General features: G+C 59.2%; 19 protein-coding genes and 1 pseudogene. 8 read left to right on the top strand and 12 right to left on the bottom strand.

Annotation, left to right across the window (positions count from 1 at the left end):
- Positions 1 to 61: 61 nt before the first annotated feature.
- Both QQF73_RS04945 and QQF73_RS04940 read right to left on the bottom strand, forming a co-directional pair.
- Positions 62 to 760, bottom strand: a complete 699-nt coding sequence (locus tag QQF73_RS04945; RefSeq protein WP_219866565.1) for a crotonase/enoyl-CoA hydratase family protein — start codon at positions 758 to 760, stop codon at positions 62 to 64.
- A gap of 278 nt (positions 761 to 1,038) precedes the next feature.
- Positions 1,039 to 1,683, bottom strand: coding sequence for a glutathione S-transferase family protein (locus QQF73_RS04940; RefSeq protein ID WP_219866566.1), 645 nt, complete (start codon positions 1,681 to 1,683; stop codon positions 1,039 to 1,041).
- Between the two features lie 149 nt (positions 1,684 to 1,832).
- Here QQF73_RS04940 and QQF73_RS04935 point away from each other — a divergent pair, with 149 nt between their 5' ends.
- Positions 1,833 to 3,326 carry a M17 family metallopeptidase gene (locus QQF73_RS04935; RefSeq protein WP_285367440.1) on the top strand — a complete coding sequence of 498 codons (1,494 nt, stop codon included), beginning with the start codon at positions 1,833 to 1,835 and terminating at the stop codon, positions 3,324 to 3,326.
- Between the two features lie 131 nt (positions 3,327 to 3,457).
- Here the strand turns inward: QQF73_RS04935 and QQF73_RS04930 are convergent, their stop codons facing one another.
- The 4 genes from QQF73_RS04930 to QQF73_RS04915 all read right to left on the bottom strand — a co-directional run bounded on the left by QQF73_RS04930 (position 3,458) and on the right by QQF73_RS04915 (position 8,052).
- On the bottom strand, positions 3,458 to 4,423 hold the full coding sequence (locus tag QQF73_RS04930) for a zinc-binding metallopeptidase family protein (protein ID WP_219866568.1): 966 nt from the start codon (positions 4,421 to 4,423) through the stop codon (positions 3,458 to 3,460).
- 113 nt (positions 4,424 to 4,536) lie between these two features.
- Entirely contained in the window at positions 4,537 to 7,098 is a 2,562-nt protein-coding gene (locus QQF73_RS04925; RefSeq protein WP_285367439.1) for a DUF2339 domain-containing protein, read from the bottom strand.
- A 31-nt stretch (positions 7,099 to 7,129) separates the two neighbouring features.
- Positions 7,130 to 7,513, bottom strand: a complete 384-nt coding sequence (locus QQF73_RS04920) for a DUF2750 domain-containing protein (protein WP_219866570.1) — start codon at positions 7,511 to 7,513, stop codon at positions 7,130 to 7,132.
- An 83-nt stretch (positions 7,514 to 7,596) separates the two neighbouring features.
- Complete coding sequence (locus QQF73_RS04915) at positions 7,597 to 8,052, bottom strand: host attachment protein (RefSeq protein WP_219866571.1); 456 nt, start codon at positions 8,050 to 8,052, stop codon at positions 7,597 to 7,599.
- Between the two features lie 177 nt (positions 8,053 to 8,229).
- Here QQF73_RS04915 and QQF73_RS04910 point away from each other — a divergent pair, with 177 nt between their 5' ends.
- Together QQF73_RS04910 and QQF73_RS04905 are read left to right on the top strand one after the other, a co-directional pair.
- On the top strand, positions 8,230 to 8,928 hold the full coding sequence (locus tag QQF73_RS04910; protein WP_285367437.1) for a spondin domain-containing protein: 699 nt from the start codon (positions 8,230 to 8,232) through the stop codon (positions 8,926 to 8,928).
- A 14-nt stretch (positions 8,929 to 8,942) separates the two neighbouring features.
- Positions 8,943 to 9,668 (top strand): spondin domain-containing protein, encoded by a 726-nt coding sequence (locus QQF73_RS04905; RefSeq protein WP_219866573.1) that lies wholly within the window; start codon positions 8,943 to 8,945, stop codon positions 9,666 to 9,668.
- Between the two features lie 3 nt (positions 9,669 to 9,671).
- Here QQF73_RS04905 and QQF73_RS04900 read toward each other — a convergent pair whose 3' ends face one another.
- On the bottom strand, positions 9,672 to 10,967 hold the full coding sequence (locus tag QQF73_RS04900) for a fibronectin type III domain-containing protein (RefSeq protein ID WP_219866574.1): 1,296 nt from the start codon (positions 10,965 to 10,967) through the stop codon (positions 9,672 to 9,674).
- Positions 10,968 to 11,355: 388 nt separating this feature from the next.
- Here QQF73_RS04900 and QQF73_RS04895 point away from each other — a divergent pair, with 388 nt between their 5' ends.
- Together QQF73_RS04895 and QQF73_RS19265 are read left to right on the top strand one after the other, a co-directional pair.
- Positions 11,356 to 12,519 (top strand): AI-2E family transporter, encoded by a 1,164-nt coding sequence (locus tag QQF73_RS04895; protein ID WP_219866575.1) that lies wholly within the window; start codon positions 11,356 to 11,358, stop codon positions 12,517 to 12,519.
- A gap of 19 nt (positions 12,520 to 12,538) precedes the next feature.
- Positions 12,539 to 12,625: pseudogene (locus QQF73_RS19265) on the top strand (hypothetical protein); the annotation flags it as partial.
- 53 nt (positions 12,626 to 12,678) lie between these two features.
- On the opposite strand, the gene QQF73_RS04890 reads toward QQF73_RS19265, so the two are convergent.
- The 4 genes from QQF73_RS04890 to QQF73_RS04875 all read right to left on the bottom strand — a co-directional run bounded on the left by QQF73_RS04890 (position 12,679) and on the right by QQF73_RS04875 (position 15,162).
- Complete coding sequence (locus tag QQF73_RS04890; RefSeq protein WP_285367434.1) at positions 12,679 to 13,170, bottom strand: hypothetical protein; 492 nt, start codon at positions 13,168 to 13,170, stop codon at positions 12,679 to 12,681.
- Complete coding sequence (locus tag QQF73_RS04885) at positions 13,167 to 13,496, bottom strand: ElaB/YgaM/YqjD family protein (RefSeq protein WP_219866577.1); 330 nt, start codon at positions 13,494 to 13,496, stop codon at positions 13,167 to 13,169. The genes QQF73_RS04890 and QQF73_RS04885 overlap by 4 nt, the downstream gene beginning before the upstream one ends.
- A gap of 210 nt (positions 13,497 to 13,706) precedes the next feature.
- Complete coding sequence (locus QQF73_RS04880; RefSeq protein ID WP_219866578.1) at positions 13,707 to 14,810, bottom strand: endonuclease/exonuclease/phosphatase family protein; 1,104 nt, start codon at positions 14,808 to 14,810, stop codon at positions 13,707 to 13,709.
- 28 nt (positions 14,811 to 14,838) lie between these two features.
- Positions 14,839 to 15,162, bottom strand: coding sequence for a hypothetical protein (locus QQF73_RS04875; protein ID WP_219866579.1), 324 nt, complete (start codon positions 15,160 to 15,162; stop codon positions 14,839 to 14,841).
- A gap of 241 nt (positions 15,163 to 15,403) precedes the next feature.
- Between QQF73_RS04875 and QQF73_RS04870 the strand changes: the two genes are divergently transcribed.
- Together QQF73_RS04870 and QQF73_RS04865 are read left to right on the top strand one after the other, a co-directional pair.
- A complete protein-coding gene (locus QQF73_RS04870; protein ID WP_285367431.1) occupies positions 15,404 to 15,958 on the top strand; it encodes a hypothetical protein in 555 nt (184 codons plus the stop codon).
- Positions 15,958 to 16,590: a hypothetical protein gene (locus QQF73_RS04865; protein WP_219866581.1), complete on the top strand. Its 633-nt coding sequence runs from the start codon at positions 15,958 to 15,960 to the stop codon at positions 16,588 to 16,590. The genes QQF73_RS04870 and QQF73_RS04865 overlap by 1 nt, the downstream gene beginning before the upstream one ends.
- 44 nt (positions 16,591 to 16,634) lie before the next feature.
- Here QQF73_RS04865 and QQF73_RS04860 read toward each other — a convergent pair whose 3' ends face one another.
- Positions 16,635 to 17,009, bottom strand: a complete 375-nt coding sequence (locus QQF73_RS04860; RefSeq protein WP_219866582.1) for a hypothetical protein — start codon at positions 17,007 to 17,009, stop codon at positions 16,635 to 16,637.
- A gap of 177 nt (positions 17,010 to 17,186) precedes the next feature.
- Here QQF73_RS04860 and QQF73_RS04855 point away from each other — a divergent pair, with 177 nt between their 5' ends.
- Positions 17,187 to 17,390 (top strand): DUF3185 family protein, encoded by a 204-nt coding sequence (locus tag QQF73_RS04855; RefSeq protein ID WP_219866583.1) that lies wholly within the window; start codon positions 17,187 to 17,189, stop codon positions 17,388 to 17,390.
- Positions 17,391 to 17,396 lie beyond the last annotated feature (6 nt).

Genomic DNA, 17,396 nt, shown 5'->3' with positions numbered 1-17,396 from the left:
TAGGCTCAGAGTCGCGTGTGGTCATCCGGCGTGCCCGCCGTGGCGGATTGACCGGCCAGGTTCAGCCTGAAAGGCCGAGGTGGGCAGAGTCCTGTTCGATGCAGCGGTCCAGCAGATTGAGATAGTCTGCCTTGGCCTTGCACTTGGTTTCGCGATGGGCCCGCATGTTGAGTTTGCGGAATTGCTGTGCGAGTTCGTTCGCGCGAACCATCAGTTCTGAAGGGGCAACAACCTCATCCAGGAAGCCCGCAGCGACAGCGCCTTCCGGGTCGTATATTTCGGCGTTGACCACCGAACGGTAGAAATGAGCGGGGGCCAGGCGATGCCGGGCAATCTCGATACCGGTGTGATGCATGGTCATGCCTATGGCCACCTCATTGAGACCGAGCTTGAAATTGCCCTCGATGCCAATGCGGTGATCCACCGAGAGCATGATGAACGCGCCCTTGGCAATGGCATGGCCACTGCAGGCACCAATCACCGGGAGCGGAAATGCCGCCAGGCGCCGGGTCAGTTTCGATCCGACGGTCACCAGAGCCGAAGCCTCGCTCGGGCCTTTCTGCATTTCTTTCAGATCATAGCCGCCGGAAAAGATTCCAGGCTGCCCCGTCAGGATGACAACGGCCCCATCCTTTTCGGCGCGATCCAGAGCCTGGTTCAGCTGCTCGAAGACGTCATGGCTCAGGGCATTTGCTTTTCCGTTGGCGATCACAATCGTCGCGACACCATCGTTCAGTTGATATTCAACAAGGTCGGTCACCTGCCTATCCTCTTGATGTGGTTCTCGTGTTGGTGTGGTGAACTGTGCCAGCTTCTGTTGCCGGAGGCCACTCCCGGGAATGGGAGCAAACCCAGCAAGGGTTGCCCACAGAATCTGTGGATAACTTTGTTAGTAGAGCGAGGAAACGTGACGCCAGGCGCCTTGGACAGGGCACTGCAGGGATAAGGCCAGATATTGACCGAAACCGCCGAACATCCGGCGGAGGGTGATGGCGCCGAAGTGTTCGAAGACCTCAAGGAGGGACTCCGTGCAGTCGCTCACCCCTGGCCCGTTTGCGCGGCCAGTGCGTCGTCAATGGCTTTGGCTGCCACCAGGGCCGGGCGCTCGATCAGTCGGGCGACGTAGGATTCAAACTCTGCCCGGCGGGGAATCGAACCAAATTCCATGCCCCACATCAGGTGCGACCCCACGTAAACATCCGCCGCTGAAAACCGGTCGCCCGCCACATAGTCATTGGCGGAAACCGCTCCTGCGATGGCGCTGACGGTTTGCTCATAAGTGCCGTAACCGACCATCCTTTCCTGGTCCCTGCTCACGTTCGCCTGCAGCACGCGGTCCATAACCGCCGCCTCCAGGGGACCGGCCGCGAAGAAGAGCCAGCGATAATAGGCGGCACGGTCCTTCGGCTCCGGCGCCAGCCCGGCGTCGGAAAACGCGTCGGCCAGATACGCGCAGATCGCCGCACATTCGGTCACCACCTGGCCCCGGTGAACCAGTGCAGGAACCTTGCCCATGGGATTGATGGCGAGATAGTCGTCCGCCTTCATCTGGGTGTCGTAGTCGAGCAGGACCTGACGGTAATCGGACCCGACCTCCTCCAGCATCCAGCGCACAATCCGCCCCCGGGACATGGGGTTGGTGTAAAAAACGAGATCGCAGTCGAGGGACTCGGTAATGGCCATGGCATGGCTCCCTTGGGCACAGAGGATTCAGAAAGACTAGCCGAATTATGGGTGCCCACAAGCCGGCTTTTCCATTGGCCCGGGTATTCCTGGGGAATACAACTATCCTTACGGTTGGGCAAATTCGAAACCGTTTGGAGCACCCGGCCATGAAACCTGAACTCCCGAGATTGCCAGAGCTCAAGCTTGATGTGGACCACCGCATCCCGGCCTCCTGGGATTTCGACACCGGAGTGAGTCTTATACTCCTGGTGCCGGATTCCAATCACAACGCCCTGGCCAAAGCCCCCTGGGCCGACTACCTGAAACTGCGCCTCGCCGACTTCCCGGACAGTGCCAACCCGATTCTCATTTCCGGGCCGAGGGGAACCCGCGCCGCCATTGGCTTCGTGAAGGACGATGTCGGCGGGTTCAAGGCCCTGAGCCAGGCCCGTGAGCTGATCGCGCCGCTGATGGCGGAGCGCTCCCGAAAAATCAATGTCATATCCCTGCTCGATCTGGAACAGGCCGCCTGTGTCATGGCCGAGGCGCTTGTCGCTGCTGCCTACGCGGCCCTGTTCCAGCCGCCGAAAATTTCCGGTGACGTTCCCGACCGACTGCCCCTGTCGATCATGAACTTTTTCGGCGGGTTCGAAGCCGCCGATTTCCGGTACGTAAAGGCGACTGCGGAGGGCAACAACCTGGCTCGCTGGCTGACCGAATTACCGGGCAATTACCTGACACCCGGAATTTACCGGGAGTACGCCGAGGCACTGGCCAAGGTGGAAGGCTGGGAAGCCCAGTTCTATGACCTCGACCAGCTGGAACGGCTTGAGGCCGGTGCCTTTCTCTCGGTGGTTGAAGCCAGCCCGACCCGGGACGCCGGCATCCTGCAGTTGCGATACCGCCTGAAGGGCACGGGGGACAACCCCCTTGCACTGGTCGGCAAGGGCATCTGTTTCGATACTGGTGGCAGCAACCTCAAGGTAGGCGGCGGCATGCTGGGCATGCATGGCGACATGCAGGGCAGCGCCGTGGCACTGGGAACCCTGCTTGCGCTGACCAGGCTCAATTTCTCGCAACCGGTGGACTGCTGGCTTGCACTGGCCGAGAACCACATAGGCTCACGGGCGGTGAAGTGCAACGACGTAATTACCGCCATCAACGGCAGGACCATCGAGCTGATCAACACCGACGCCGAGGGCCGCATGGTGCTGGCCGACACCCTGGCTCTGGCCTGCCGGCGCAAACCGCGAACCATTCTGGATTACGCCACCCTGACCGGCGGCGTGGTCTCGGCGCTGGGACAGCGCATGGCTGGCGCCATCACCAACCGGCGAAGCTGGATCGAGCCCATCATCCAGACCGGTGAGCACTGCGGTGAGCGGGTGTGGCCATTCCCCTATGAAGATGATTACGACGAAGATCTGAAGTCCAACGTCGCCGATACGCTCCAGTGCCGAACCGAGGGCGCGGGTGACCACATCTACGCGGCGCGGTTCCTCGGAAAATTCGTGGACAAGGGCATCGACTGGGTGCACGTGGACATGGCCTCGACCGGCAGCCGCAAGGGTGGGCTGGCACACATACCCACCGACCTCCAGGGATTCGGCGTACGCTTTGGTGTCGAATGGTTCAGCCGAATAGCCGAGGGGACGGTGTGACTCCACGGCCGGTCCCGGTCAATTAACGGTCACATTGCCGGAACACCCGATTTCAGGGGCCTTAAGCCACATGTCCTTGCGTTGCCAACAAAGTTATCCACAGTTTTTGTGGGCAACTTGCGGAGAGTTTCTCAACGTCCGTGAGCCCCGCGGCGAAGCCAGTCGTGCACAAACGCCAGTTTCTTCTGGGCGGTTGCCGACAGCACAAACGGATAGAGATCCGCGAGCCCCATTGACCGGTTGACGTGGTTGACCCGGATCGCCAGCGAGGCGGCTACGTTGATCAGCTTGGCGGTGTCCGGTTCAGAGTACGGGTCCCAGCGGGCGCTGGGCAGCTCTGGTGAGGACAGCCCGGACGCAACCGCGCTGTCGGTGATGTCCGTCAGGTGAAGCAGGTGTGCGGCCGTCTCTGCCCAGTCTTCATGGGGATGGGCGGACGCATAGGAGGTCAGGTACGACAGCTTCCAGTCCGGCGGAGGGCCTTCATAATAGTGTCGCTGGAGCGCCGCCGGATAGTCCGCGCGCTCATCGCCAAAAATATCCCGGAACGCCTGCAGGAAATCTTCTCGCAGACTGAGCCGCCACCACAGCATATGGGAAATCTCGTGACGCATATGGCCAACCATGGTCCGGTAGGGCTCTTGCAGTGCCTGCCGACGGGTGACTCGCACCACCGGGTCTGCCTCGGCAACACTGATGGTCACCACGCCATTGGCATGGCCCATGGCCACGGGCGTCAGCCCCTCGGCAAGCATGTGGAAAACCGGACGCGTGCCAGGGTCCTCGGGCCGAAACCAGTGCCAGCGCCCGAGATTGTCCAGCACCCAACGCTTTGCGGCCTCGGTTTCAGCCCAGTTGGGCATAGCATTGGGAATGTTCGGATCCGGTGCCAGTGCTGTCATTGCACAGGAGGCGCAGAAGGCGCCCTCTTTGGGCGCGATCCAGTTGCAGCCGATGATCTCCCGGTTGGCGCAAAACGGCCGCATTGGCAGAAAAGCCCGCGCCTGGGGATCATAGCCGACGGGCGTCCCTTCGGCCGTGGCAAGGTTATCGAACCAGAGCGAACCCGAACCTACGGGATTTGAGAATACCAGCATGCTGCCTTACTCCAGATGAGTGGCGCGGTAAGTGAGCCGGGGCAGATATCTCGCCCCGGACCCTTTTACCGTACAGCCCGCAGGCGAGTCGGTCCAATGGAAACCGTCGTTATTCAGGGATGGCTGCCGGCTTGTCCCGAGTGTTCGGGTGTTCTCTGAACGTTCCGGTACATCCACGCCAGCCCGAGCAGGGCGAGCCCCAGCCCCATGAAGGCCGCCACCCGCCAGAGACCCTGCAAGCCGGCCATGTCGATGAGGAAAATCTTGGCAATGACAATCCCGAGCAGCGCCATACCGGTCTTGTAGAGCAAAGGACTGGCACGCCTCGTTGAATGGATGATAGTGGCGATGGCGTACAACATGCCGATGACCGAATAGCTGTAGAGTTCCCCTTCGGACATCCCGAACGCCACGGCCATCTCGCTGCCCTGCCAGAGCTGACGGATTTCCAGGACCGTGAACTGCAGAAAGCCGGCTGCCGCCACGCACAGAGCCCAGAACCTGGGAACCAGGGCGGGGAAACGGCTGATCAGGAGCGCCAGTATAACCGGCCCGCCGTAAGCCGGAAGGAGCAGATTGAAGACCGGTGTGTCGCCGATATTGCTGCCACCCCACCAGGGATTCAGCACCGTAAGCAAGGAGGCATAGCTCAGTCCGGCCAGCGCAAGGAGAATCCGGGCGAACAGGCGATACAACCAGGCAAGCGATTGGCTGGCGGTGGCGCGAACCATGTAGGTGACACTGAGAGATCCCCAGAGCAGTGTGTTGATCGCTGCCTCGGTCAGGCTGTATTCGCGGGCAAAGATATCACCGTCGTAGAGCCAGTAACGCAGCTCGGTACCAAGGAATAACACCAGCAGATGCAGAGTGGCACCTTCAAGCCAGGGACGGATGCTGTGACCTTTTACAGACAATCGCGTGGCGGTCCCGGCCATCAACGTTGCACCACCGTAGGTCCAGAGAGACCAGTGGACATCGGCCGCATAGCTCTGCAGCCAAGGGTTGAACGTCAGCCGCGCGACCACCAGGGCCAGCGCCACTTTCAAAAGCAGATAGAGTTCCGGCATCTGGAAACGGCGGGCCAGCCAGGTAAGACTGACGAACTGAACCGAAAGTGCCAGTGTCAAGGAAGCCTCACGGACGATCATTACCGCCGCCAGGGAATAACTGATGTGTGCCGCCAGAACAGCCCAGACAACGCCACTGCGGAACGATTCGCGGCTTTCCATCTGCCACGCCAGCACACCGTAAATGGCGCCAACCGACAGCGTCATTACGGCCCAGACTGCCGACGTCTCGTACCCGTGCAGCAACAGCCAGCCCAGCACCAGCCACACCAGCGGCGACAACAGGGTCAACGAGGCCCAGCGCCGCTGGTCATTATGGCGCACCCACTGCCATAGCCCGGCGCCAACCGTGAGTATCGCCGCAGCCACGAGGTACGCGAGAAAGCCTCCCTGTTGAAGCTCTGGCACCGGCATCAGATACACCGTGTCCGGGCCCGCGCTGCCCCTGTACACAAGCCAGCCGACCGCACTGACCACCACACTGGCCCAGGGCAAATACCAGAACGCGCCACGGCTCTGAGGGATCAACGCCGTTGCCGGCAGGATCAGCAACCAGCTCCAGAACACGGGGCTGGCTTCAGACTGAACAGCAATCGAAAATCCCCAGGCAAGCAACAACGGCAGGAAGGCCTGCCATAGCCTGTGTTCCTCGACCTGATGATTGGCCCGCAAGCTCGCGAAGGCCACAACCAACCCCGCCAGATACCAGGGTATCGAGGCCCCGACGGGCTCCGCGGAGCCTCCGAGCAACCACCACAACATCGCCCCGGCCAGGGTGGCGTACCACAGCCAGTCGCGAAATACGTACCGCATCAATAACAGCGAGCTCAGGGTGATCAGGAAACTGTACGACAGCACAAAGGCGACACTGCCCTCATCACCACCGATCAGCAGCGGCACCAGATAAGCACCACTCAATCCCATAATTGCCAGCAACGGGCCATGCACCAGAGCCAGCGCCATGGTCACCAGGGACACGAACGCCAGCCCGACCAGGCCGGTCATGGCACTGATAAATCCGAAATGATGCACGCCTGCGAGTAAGGCCGCGTAGAGGGTGATACTGCCGCCGCCGGCCAGCGCGGCGAACACCTGGTCCGTACCCATGTGCCGACGCCTGAGGACTTCCGCGCCAAGGTGCAGGGCAAGGCCACTGATCAGGGCGAGCACCAGCTGCTGCAGCGGACCGATCAGGCCGGCATTGATGGAATGGCTGACCATGAAAATACCGGCAAGCGCGACACTGAGACCGCCCAGCCAGACCATCCAGCTATCCTTGAGGGCCTGCACCAGGCGTGAGGGTGTCCGGGGTTCCGACCATTGCTCGGCGTCACGTCCGGGGGCAGCAGGTTCGAAAGCAGGTGCTTGTGGTGCGGCTTCGGAGGTTTCCGGCTCATCCAGGCTCAACGCCGGCGCCTGCCCGGGTTGTTCACCGGCCTGATCCCTGAGGCGGGCGACCTCCTGACGAAGCTCAAACAGCTCTTTTGCCAGTGAATCCAGGCGAGAGGCCTGTTCACGGCGCTGACGAAATGCAAGGACACCAAGAAGGGAGCCGACGGGGACCAGAATCAGAACACCAACCGTTAACAGGATTAATACGACTTCCAAGCCCCACTCTCCCTCTGACAACCAGGCCGCTTCAGAAACCCGACAGTTCTTCTTGCAGGTCGCGCTTCAGTTCTTCCGGCTCGGTTATCCAAAGGGTACCGTCAGCGCCCGGGAACACGCCGATGTCCAGGCCATCACGAGTCAGGCCTGGCACCCACTTCTTGAAGAAATCCGGCAGGGAAATGCTTTTCGGCGAGAGCTCGTCCGAGCCGGTTGCATAATGGGCCGCAAAGGCGGAGCTCGGCCAGACCGGCAAGTGCGACACGCCCTCGTCTTCCGAGACAATCTTCAGAAAACGGTTCTCGGCGTTGACCAGAATCCAGATCTCGCGCTCTTCGAGCACTTCACTCAGAAAGTAGTCATACCGTTCTTCACCGGTCAGTTCGAGTACTTCATTTAACGGATCACTGCTCATTTCTCTCGACTACTCCCCTGCATAACTGTCTAAGTCTCTCGGCCAGGAGACTAGCACGAATTGCTCCGAAACATCCGTTCCCGTTACAGCCCGAGGTGCTGGATAATCGCCTCGGGATCGTGGCGCACCAGGTCTTTGTCAACTGACTTGACCACCGCCGCAAGGCAGTCCTTGCTTAAATGGTGCCGCAACGCCCCGAGAAAATTGGGTGGGGCCATGAGTACCAGCTTCTCGAAACGTCCCTCCTGCCGGGCCTTCTCCAATTGCTCGCTGAGGTCGCGGGCAAATCGCTCCTCCTCCGGATCGTCCGACTTTTCACGATCATAACTCTGAGACGCGCCGACACCACCATGGTCGCTCCCGGGCCGGTCGGAATAGCGTTCCGAATCCCTGAGGCGGCCTGCCGGGTGCTCTCTGGTCATCACTTCCTCGAGAGCCTTAACAGGCGTCGTCGCCTCGAACAACCTAGCCTGTGCATTATCCGCCACCAGAACATAAAGCCGTTTCTGGGCCAGCGGGTCTTCGCTGTCTTTGCTCATGCCAGTCCCCTCCATGCGTTTGTCCCCCATAGATCACGATAGCACTCCACCCGAGGGCGTCAAAATGACTTCGGTGACAGCCGGACAAACGGCGACAGCGTTACAATTCCGTGATGACTGTCTTGCGTCTTCAAGCGATACTGGAATGAGTTGATCAATGGTGAAAGGAGTCAAACCATGAAACGTTTAATCCTCTCTCTGGCGTTCGCTGCGTTCCCTTTTCCGGCACTGGCCGCAGAATTCGATGTGGAAATCCACAACCCGACCCGGGGTCTGTATTTCACGCCCCTTCTTGTGGCCGCCCATGCAGAGTCCGTTACCCTGTTTGAGTCTGGTGAGGCCGCGTCCAGTAACCTGCGGGCGATGGCCGAAGTCGGTGATCTCTCCGGACTGATCAACTTCCTCAATGCCGCCGGTGCCAACATTGCCGAGAATCCGGCCAGTGGGCTGCTGGCACCGGGCGAAAGTACCGTCACCACGATCAATACCGGCAGCGCAGTGGCAAACACCCAGCTATCGTTGGTCGCCATGCTGCTGCCGACCAACGATGGTTTCCTGGCGCTCAATAGCCTGACAGTTCCAACGGAACCGGGCACCTATACCTACACCCTTGATGCCTACGATGCCGGAACCGAGGCCAACAATGAGCTGCGTGGCAGCGAATCCGTCGGTCAGCCAGGTATGCCCGTGCCGGCCGAGCTGGATTCCGAACTGGGAACCAACGGTACCGGAGCGGCGAGCACCGTCGAGGGCTACGTCCACATTCATCGTGGCAATCTGGGCGATACCAACCTCAGCGGCGGCCCCAGCGATATTGTCAGTACGCTGCACCGGTGGTTGAACCCGGTGGCTCTCGTCACCGTGACCGTAAAATAACCCGGAGGTGCGTCATGGTATTTCCCAGGTACATGCTTTTGGTACTGCCATTGGCTGCGCTGGTGGCCGGGTGCGGCTCGGACAATGACGACAATGATCCGCTCACCGGTGCGCGCAGTTTTCGTTATCAGGTGACCATCACCAATCTGTCCGCGGGACAACCGTTTTCGCCTGCGGCCGTGGTTATCCATCGCTCCCAATGGCAGGCCTTTACCCTGGGCAACGGCGCCTCGGTGGAGCTGGAACGACTGGCCGAAAGCGGCGACAACGAAGCGTTTCTTGCGGAGGCGGGGGCAGATGCCAGTGTTCTGGCTACTGAAACCGGTATGGGGTTGATTCTTCCCGGCGCTACGGCTGAAATCCCGGCGTCGGCCTCGGGCAGCTCCGACAGCGGCTTTTTATTGACCTGGATGTCCATGCCTGTGAACACCAATGACGGCCTGGTGGGGATTCGCGGTATCGACCTCAGTGAGTTGTCGACCGGGGACACCAGAACCTACCTTGCCATCACCTACGATGCGGGTACCGAGGCCAACAGCGAATCCGCCGATACCGTGCCCGGCCCGGCCGCCAGCGGGCTAGCCGAAGGCTTCAACGCGGCCCGGGACGATATCCGCGATGCCGTCTATATTCACCCTGGCGTGGTCACCCTGGACGATGGGCTCGATACGTCCACGCTGGAAGGCATTCAGCGCTGGCACAATCCTATCGCCCGCGTGCGGATCGAGCGAGTTCAATAGTCGTCAGATCTGTTTGCTGACCATCTCGGACAGGGTGCTTCGATTGCCGTCGGTATCGAGGGTTCGCATGGCGAAATACCAGGTGCCCTCGGTCAGGTTGTCGACCAGCAGTTGATCGACTGAGGCATCACCAATGGCAATCGAGTGGTCCAGCGCGTCGGCCGCCTTACCGTAGACGACTTCGAAGCCGGCGATTTCACCCATGCTGAGGCTCTCTCCGTTTTCCCGGATCAACGGCGCTGTCCAGCTGAGCAAAGCAGCGTCAGCAGGTATGGACGGCTCCGGCGCGGGCTCGGTGGTCGGAGGCTCAGTTGTGTCAGCAACGCTGGTATCAGACCCCTCGTAAACATCCGCTATGGTTTTAAACCGCTGGACATTGCGGTACTCCACGATCACCAGCTTCTGACTGATAATACTCGACTCGGTGGTCAACTGAAGCTCCGATGCCTGGGCAGCAGACGCAGCAACGATATCCGCCAGCGCCAGGCTGCTGCCATCACCGGTAATATCGAGCCGGCCACTGGCAACGATTTGCGACGACATGTTGTTCAGGACATCGGAGATGCTCTGCCACTGGGCGTTGTCGTTAACCAGCGCCAGGAACGCCGCATTGGTGATCGCCACCTGGAGCGCATCCGCCGATACCTCACCCAGCTCATCAAGCCGTGTCAGATCGGGTGGTACCAGACTCAGCGCACCCGCCGACAGCCCGAACCAGGCCTCCACGTTCTGGTAGGCCTCTGCCAGCGCCGCGGGCGACAAGCCCTGATCACTGCGTTCAGCCAACGCCACTGCCAGATGGGTCAGCGGGGTCAGGTGTACTGTTTCCGTGACAAGGTCCCCCGCGCCGCGCAGAACAAACTCACTGTTCAGTTCCAGCGTCTCGCCGAATGGAACCTGGCCGCCACTTACTCGATCACAACCCGGGACGACATCGCATACCATCCGGGTATTGCCATCTGCCCGCAGCTCTACCAGGGCCCAGCCATCCGCCTTGCCTCGCAAGTGCAGCTCGTAACTGCCATCGTCGGCGGTCCGAACGGGTTTGGCTGCCAGACGGTCAGGCAGGTAATAGCCCGATTTGTCTTCCAGCAAACGGTTCGCCGTTACTACCCCCTGCTGTATGACCCCCTTTATCGCGGCACCTGCAACCTGCGCGGCGGGCTCGTTAGTGCCCGAAGATTGTGCCTCGGTGACACTGTTATTGTCCGAAGCATCGAGACCACACCCCGAGAGAAAAGCCGCCATCGGTACCAGCAGCGCACCTTGCTTAAACAGTTTTTTGCCGAGCTTTGACATGATTTTGCACCAGAATATTGACATCTGACACAAATTGTAGCGCACGCTCGGCATTCTTTTGAGATCTGACTCCTGTTTTGACGGCAATTTTCGTCAGAAAAATGTCACTTACAGTCGAAAACACGATGTCATGGAATGTAACGTCAAAAACAGCGACAAGTTCAGCAGTAACTGACTGTCTTGAAGGGAAAAAAGCATAAAGAGACACTGTCAGTCGGGATTCGGGCCAAGGGCCTGATGGAATCCCGGTTTACAAATTAAAACAGCCGAATCCGCATCCAAACCCCGTTCGACAACGAGATTCCGACCGTTTTGACGAATGTCCGACTGGGCATTGCGGACTAAACTGAATATTCGCACCCTGCCGACCGATTGGATAACCGCAGTCATGGCAACCACCAGACAGAATCCGGAGAGCCCACAGGAGGGAGATGACACACCTTCCACCACGGCGCTGATTGAAGCGATCAACATTCGAAGCATGGCGTTGATCGTGTTGACGGGCATTGCCACGCTCTACTTTATCGACTGGGCCCAGCCTGTCCTGTTGCCTCTGGTGGTGGCGGTACTCATCAGCTACACCCTCGACCCACTGGTTTCGACGCTCAACCGACTGCGGATTCCGCGTCCGCTTGGCGCCGCCATCATTCTGCTTGCGCTAATTGGCGTTATCGCTGCGGCAAGCGTCCCGCTGAAACAGGAAGCCATGGCCATGCTCGACAAAATCCCGGTGGCCATCAATGAGTTTCAGCGCAAGGAAGCCCGCTCGTCCAAAGACGAAGAGAGCATCATGGAAAAGGCGCAAACGGCAGCCAAGGAGATCGAAGCCACGGCCACCGAGGGCCAGGAAGATTCCTCGGTCACCCAGCCGGGGGTCACACCGGTTCAGGTGGTGGATAAGCCAATGAACCTTCAGGAATATGTGATCAAGGGCTCGCCAGCGGCACTGGTTCTCATCTCCCAGTGCTTTTCCGTGCTCTTACTCGTGTATTTCCTTCTGGCGGTCGGTTCGCTCTACAGGCGTAAGGTGGTGAAAATCTCAGGGCCCTCGTTCGGCCGCATGCGAAAGGCGGCCAGAATCATGAACGAGCTGCACCAGCAGGTCCGCCGATTCCTGTTCGTTACGGTGATCAGCGCCCTGTTTGTGGGCGTGGTTACGTGGCTCGCGTTTATGGCACTCGGTATGGAACAGGCAGCCCTGTGGGGCGTTGTGGCCGGGGTCGCCAGTGGCGTCCCCTATCTGGGCCCCTTTCTTGTTCTTATTGGCACCGGTGTCGCCGCGTTCATCCAGTTTGGTGAGCTGCAAATGGCCATCATTGTGGCAGGCGTCTCACTGATCATTACCAGCATCCAGGGCAACCTGCTGACGCCCTGGTTAACCAGCTATATCTCCAGTCTCAATGCGGTCGCAATCTTTATCGGGCTGCTGTTCTGGGGGTGGCTCTGGGGACCCATCGGATTGATTGTCGCCACGCCGATACTGATGATCACCAAGTCGGTCTGCGACCATGTGGTGAACCTGCGCCCTGTTGGCGAGTTACTGGGAAAATGAGCCTGCCACGGAGTGGCAAATGGAAAGATTGACCAACGAGGCGGGCGACATAGCCGAGGTATTCGACACCCTCCGAAGCCAGCAATTCGGCACCTGGCTCATTGGCTCCGTCGCCATTGGCCTCGTAGCGTTTGGCATTTACAGCCTGCTGGAAGCCATCTATCGCCGGGTCGACCCGCCGTCCTGTGGAGTCTCATTCCCGGGTGCGCTTCCTTCTCCGGGCTCCCCTCGCTTCATCAGCTCCATGCCTCCCTGCATGAGCAGGGATCTGAGCCGAGGATCCCCCTGCTGGGCCACACCGGCAGCGAAGGCCGCCAAAGCCGCTTCCAGCGGATTTTCCCGAATCAGTTCACGCAAGCTGTCGAGGGAGAATGACGTTCCGCGGCTGCTCCCCCGCTTTCTTTTTGACGCGGAGGGGGGACTGGCCATTCGCCAGAAAAATACGAGCAGCAGGAGCACACAACTGGCCCCGACCACCGTCATGGCTGCAGGCTGTCCGAGCACAGGCGCCAGAGCCAGAAGGGCGGCCTGAACCAGGAGGTAGAATCCGGTAATCAAAAGCGCGGTCAGCAGAACCACCGCGAGCATAAGGCCTGCAAGTGCTGCAACGGCCTTGCGGACCACGCCCCTGATCTGAGCCGAATCAATCATTTCTCGCGATCAAGCAGTTTGCCAACCAGCACACCGACCAGAAACATGATGATAATACTCAGAAACGGACGTTCCTCGATCTTGTGCTCAACGTCCTGAACGGCCTTGTCGCCGGCATCTTTCGCGCGGTTCAGCGTCTCAGTGCCCTTTTGCTTCGCTTGATTAAAGACTTCCCGACTCTCCCGACGAATCTCGTCCCGCAGGCTGCTTATGTTGCCCTTCTGATCTTCTGAAACAACCTTGGTCAGCTTGGCCAGGTCATCACGGAGCTGTTGCAGATCCTGTTTGACCTGGTTGTATTCGTCTTGACTGGATTTGGCTTCCATCTGCGTGTCTCCTCAATCGATAGATTTACCGCTGATAAACCCTCTCCGAAGACCAGGGCGCCCCCAGGACCGGGGAGTTGATGCCCACCGAAGCATTCTTCCTAAGCGTAGCACACGACGTTTCCGTGCCCTGAAGGGTTCGCCGGCCCCTATCTTTTAAATACTGAAAACCCACACGGACATCCAAACCATAGAACACATCGCACCGTCTTACCTGCCCGGTTCAGGCACATCGTCTTTGCTCGCCCCCTTCTCCCTGGCGAGGCTGCGAGCATACTCCTGATCCCCCTCTTCTGCTTCCAGCGGCTCCTGATCGCCACCCTGTCCCGGGGCATAGACAACGCTCGTCAGCAACGGGAAATGGTCGGAACCGATCGACGGCAATCGGGCAATCAGGGCCAGCGTGAAATGATCACTGTGAAAAAGATGATCCAGGGGCCAACGCATAAACGGATGATCGGCGTGAAAGGTACTGTACAGGCCACGCCCCACCCTCGGATCCAACAGCCCACTGACCTTTCGAAACAGGCGGGTGGTTGGCGACCAGGCCACATCGTTGAGATCTCCTGTGACAATGATCGGCTCATTGCAATCCGCGACGCTCCGGCCAACAATCACCAGTTCTGCATCCCGCTCCGCGGATTCGGGATTTTCCGTCGGGCTCGGAGGCGCAGGGTGGAGAAAATGAATCCGTACCCGATCCCCGGACCGCAACTCCACCAACGCATGCATGGAAGGCACCTTGTCCTCAATCAGATACCGACACTCCGATTCGATCAGCGGCAATCGTGAGAACACGTGCATGCCATAGAGGTTGTCCAGCGGGCACTTGATGCTGAAAGGCATCTCATCTTCAAGCACGGCCAGTTGATTCTGCCACCACTGGTCCGATTCGAGTGTAACCAGCACATCAGGTCGGTGCTGTCGCACCAGGCGAATCAGGGCTGCGGCGTTCCGGTTCGGGGTCAGCACATTGGACGTCAGGATAGTGAGGGTGTGTTCGGGGTCGTCCTGGCGGGCCTTCCTGACCTCTTTCGGCCAGAGCGGGGTGTAAGGGACTATCCACCACAGCTGAGCAACAAGACAAAGCGCGGTCACCAGAATCAAAAACCACGTCATGGCACTGTTTGAGTCGAGCAGGACGAACTCAAAGACGGCCAGCGCCAACGCGACCACCGCTATCTGCAGACGCGGAAAATCCAGCCCCCGGACGGTCCAATGCCGGTGCGGCAATAACGGCAGCAAGGTTGCCAGCGCTACGGCAACCGTCCCCAGGCCCAGCCCCCAGAGTAGGGAAGCATCCGCGGTTACCATGACAAAGCAGCCTCCGGGCTTTATCTAGTCAGCCAAAGTAGTCCTGCATCCAGTCAACCAGGGTCTGAACCGTGACATCGGCCATTGCCACGGTCTGGAAGTTGTCCCCGACTTCGTCTTCCATGGTCACGAACTGGTAAAGCAGGTTGCCCGGCTGCTCGTCATGAAGGATCAGGTTGACCCGCCGGCGGGTGCGCAGGCAGTCGATGGTCATTACGTCAGCGGGAATGCCAGCGTCGCGCATGCCTCGACGAACCTCCACAACCGGATTGATGTGTTCATGGGCTGCCTGGATTCGGGTATGCGCTTCGCTGGCCATGTCGGACAAGGCTTTCAGGGGATCTTCAGACATTCGGTGTCGCCTGCGTGATGTTGAATTTGACTCGATGATCAGTCGTGAAAGTCTAGCGGACTGGGCCACCAAAACCGAATGCGTCCCGTACAATTTACCCGTGCCCGAACCGGCGCCGTAACCATTTGATGTTGTTTTGTAACGTTTTTCGAGCCTGACCGCCATCGCTCAAGGAGTTGCCTATAATCGGCTCACACATAAGAACATAACAATCCTGGAGGGATACGATTTGAAAGGCTGGGTGAAAAAAACACACTGTTTTAATGGACTTACACTGCTGGCCGTAGCGCTGCTGGCCGGATGCGCGTTCTCTGGCGGCGGCAGAAGCATTGATGACCCGACCAGCTCACTGGTGTTTGGCTACATGGACATGGAAGAAGCCCCTACCAGCATGGATTACGTGAAATTGCAGCAGGTGGCTCCCCGATCCGAGGCGGGTTACTGGGACATGGGTACTGACGACGGCATCATGTATAACCAGTACGTTCCGCCAGGCTCTTTTAAAGTCGCGCATTTTGGCGGCAGCTCGTTTCTTATGGGCGAGCACCGTTACAGCTTTCCCACCTACGGACGTAACGCCACGGCGGTAACCATCGAAGTACCCGGCATCTATTTCATCGGCGCGTATGCCTATCAGGAAGTGGACACTGGCTTCTTCGAGGCGGACAAGTTTTCCATTGAGCCAACTGAGACCCCCTCTGAAAAAGAATTACTGAACACCCTCCTGACCATGGATTGGGTGGAAGGAACCCAGTGGGAATCACGAATCAAGAATCGACTGGCGGAGCTGCAGTAATGAAGCATTCGACCAATCGCCTGTTCAGCCTGGGTGCAATTGTGGCAGCCGCCCTTATGGCCGGTTGCGTGCCTCCGTCCGCGATTAAACCGGTCGACAACCTGAGCCAGATCGATAACGGCAAGGTCATCGTAGTCGGCAAGATCGAACTGACACCGGAACTGGAGCCGGACGAACAGGTCCTGGGCTCTTCATATGAGGAGTATCGCAACCTCGCCCTGGTCATCACCGACACCGAACTTCGGCAACCGGCGGATCAACTGGGTATTGGCGCACTCACACGTCGAATCAATGCGCCTCTAGGCGACAATTTCTTTGTCAGCCATGAAGCGCAGCCGTTTTTCATTCTGAGGTCGTGGTTGGTCATGAACGCCGAAATCAAGGTGGTTTCACCCAACTATGTGCACGTTCCCGGCAATGCCCCCCTGCTTGGAATGTTTGGCATCGATGTGCAGCCGGACGATCGCGCGATCTACATCGGCACCATTCGCTACCACCGCGATACGTTCTTCGGTACCGAGAAAGTGGAAGTGATCGACAACTACCAGCAGGCTAAAAACGAGTTCGCCAGCAAGTTCGGCGAACAGGTTCAGTTGCGCAAGTCGCTGGCAATGCCGGTAATGAACAACTAACCGGAAGGCGCAGACGCAGGGTGTTTTGCCGTGGCTCGCCTGCGTCAGTCGATCGGCCTCGATTGCGGCACAAGGCAATTCATGAGTGTGATGGAGAGGTCCCGAAATACGGCCTCGGACGCAACAATGCCCGGAAACCTGTCCGCCGCCGCCCGGCGACAGGCGGGTTCGCGGGCCTCACTGTCTTCGAGACAATTGGCGTGAGCCGCCGTCCCGGGCGCAGCCCCGGTTGCCTCCTCGCAGAGCCCGGGAACCTGCCCGGTCACCCAATCCACTGCGGTGCCGCGCTCTACCGGGTTAGCCGCCAGATTGGTAAAGCGGCTCGCTTCAACCGGTTCCGGCGGCTCCCGGGTCTTGTCCCAGACCACAAAGATCAGGGCCGCTGAAACCAGAACGACGGTAACGGTGGGAAACTTCATGGCAGGACATCCGGGTTGGTGACGTGAATGCGCGATGATATAGGCTGGGTGAGACGAGGCCAACCCGGCCCGTTTTCACAAATCCCCCAAGACGCCCTTGCCGACCACCCTGTGTGGTGTCAAGCTTCGCCGTACTTTCAACCAGATGACTCACTGAACGCAATAAGGAAACCTTGAATGGGAAGCTCAAAACTCGTCGGTATCGTCCTGCTCGTGGTCGGTATTGCTCTGCTCTATTTTGGCTACCAGTCCACGCAGTCCGTCGGTAACCAACTGACGGAGACAGTCACCGGGCGCTTCACCGATGAAACCATGTGGTACCTGATCGGCGGTGCCGCGGCCGCGGCAGCCGGCGCTTTCCTCACCTTGTTCAAGAAATAGCCCCTT

The sequence above is a fragment of the Marinobacter albus genome, from assembly GCF_030238305.1.
GTDB classification, from domain to species: domain Bacteria; phylum Pseudomonadota; class Gammaproteobacteria; order Pseudomonadales; family Oleiphilaceae; genus Marinobacter; species Marinobacter albus.
This window is presented reverse-complemented; position numbering and strand designations above follow the sequence as displayed.

Excerpts from the sequence above, each read along its gene's own strand:
- QQF73_RS04895 (WP_219866575.1), top strand. The coding sequence starts at position 11,356 with ATGGCAACCACCAGACAGAATCCGGAGAGCCCACAGGAGGGAGATGAC.
- QQF73_RS04875 (WP_219866579.1), bottom strand. The coding sequence starts at position 15,162 with ATGTCTGAAGATCCCCTGAAAGCCTTGTCCGACATGGCCAGCGAAGCG.
- QQF73_RS04860 (WP_219866582.1), bottom strand. The coding sequence starts at position 17,009 with ATGAAGTTTCCCACCGTTACCGTCGTTCTGGTTTCAGCGGCCCTGATC.
- QQF73_RS04885 (WP_219866577.1), bottom strand. The coding sequence starts at position 13,496 with ATGGAAGCCAAATCCAGTCAAGACGAATACAACCAGGTCAAACAGGAT.
- QQF73_RS04910 (WP_285367437.1), top strand. The coding sequence starts at position 8,230 with ATGAAACGTTTAATCCTCTCTCTGGCGTTCGCTGCGTTCCCTTTTCCG.
- QQF73_RS04930 (WP_219866568.1), bottom strand. The coding sequence starts at position 4,423 with ATGCTGGTATTCTCAAATCCCGTAGGTTCGGGTTCGCTCTGGTTCGAT.
- QQF73_RS04900 (WP_219866574.1), bottom strand. The coding sequence starts at position 10,967 with ATGTCAAAGCTCGGCAAAAAACTGTTTAAGCAAGGTGCGCTGCTGGTA.
- QQF73_RS04940 (WP_219866566.1), bottom strand. The coding sequence starts at position 1,683 with ATGGCCATTACCGAGTCCCTCGACTGCGATCTCGTTTTTTACACCAAC.
- QQF73_RS04935 (WP_285367440.1), top strand. The coding sequence starts at position 1,833 with ATGAAACCTGAACTCCCGAGATTGCCAGAGCTCAAGCTTGATGTGGAC.
- QQF73_RS04905 (WP_219866573.1), top strand. The coding sequence starts at position 8,943 with ATGGTATTTCCCAGGTACATGCTTTTGGTACTGCCATTGGCTGCGCTG.
- QQF73_RS04855 (WP_219866583.1), top strand. The coding sequence starts at position 17,187 with ATGGGAAGCTCAAAACTCGTCGGTATCGTCCTGCTCGTGGTCGGTATT.
- QQF73_RS04865 (WP_219866581.1), top strand. The coding sequence starts at position 15,958 with ATGAAGCATTCGACCAATCGCCTGTTCAGCCTGGGTGCAATTGTGGCA.
- QQF73_RS04880 (WP_219866578.1), bottom strand. The coding sequence starts at position 14,810 with ATGGTAACCGCGGATGCTTCCCTACTCTGGGGGCTGGGCCTGGGGACG.
- QQF73_RS04890 (WP_285367434.1), bottom strand. The coding sequence starts at position 13,170 with ATGATTGATTCGGCTCAGATCAGGGGCGTGGTCCGCAAGGCCGTTGCA.
- QQF73_RS04915 (WP_219866571.1), bottom strand. The coding sequence starts at position 8,052 with ATGAGCAAAGACAGCGAAGACCCGCTGGCCCAGAAACGGCTTTATGTT.
- QQF73_RS04920 (WP_219866570.1), bottom strand. The coding sequence starts at position 7,513 with ATGAGCAGTGATCCGTTAAATGAAGTACTCGAACTGACCGGTGAAGAA.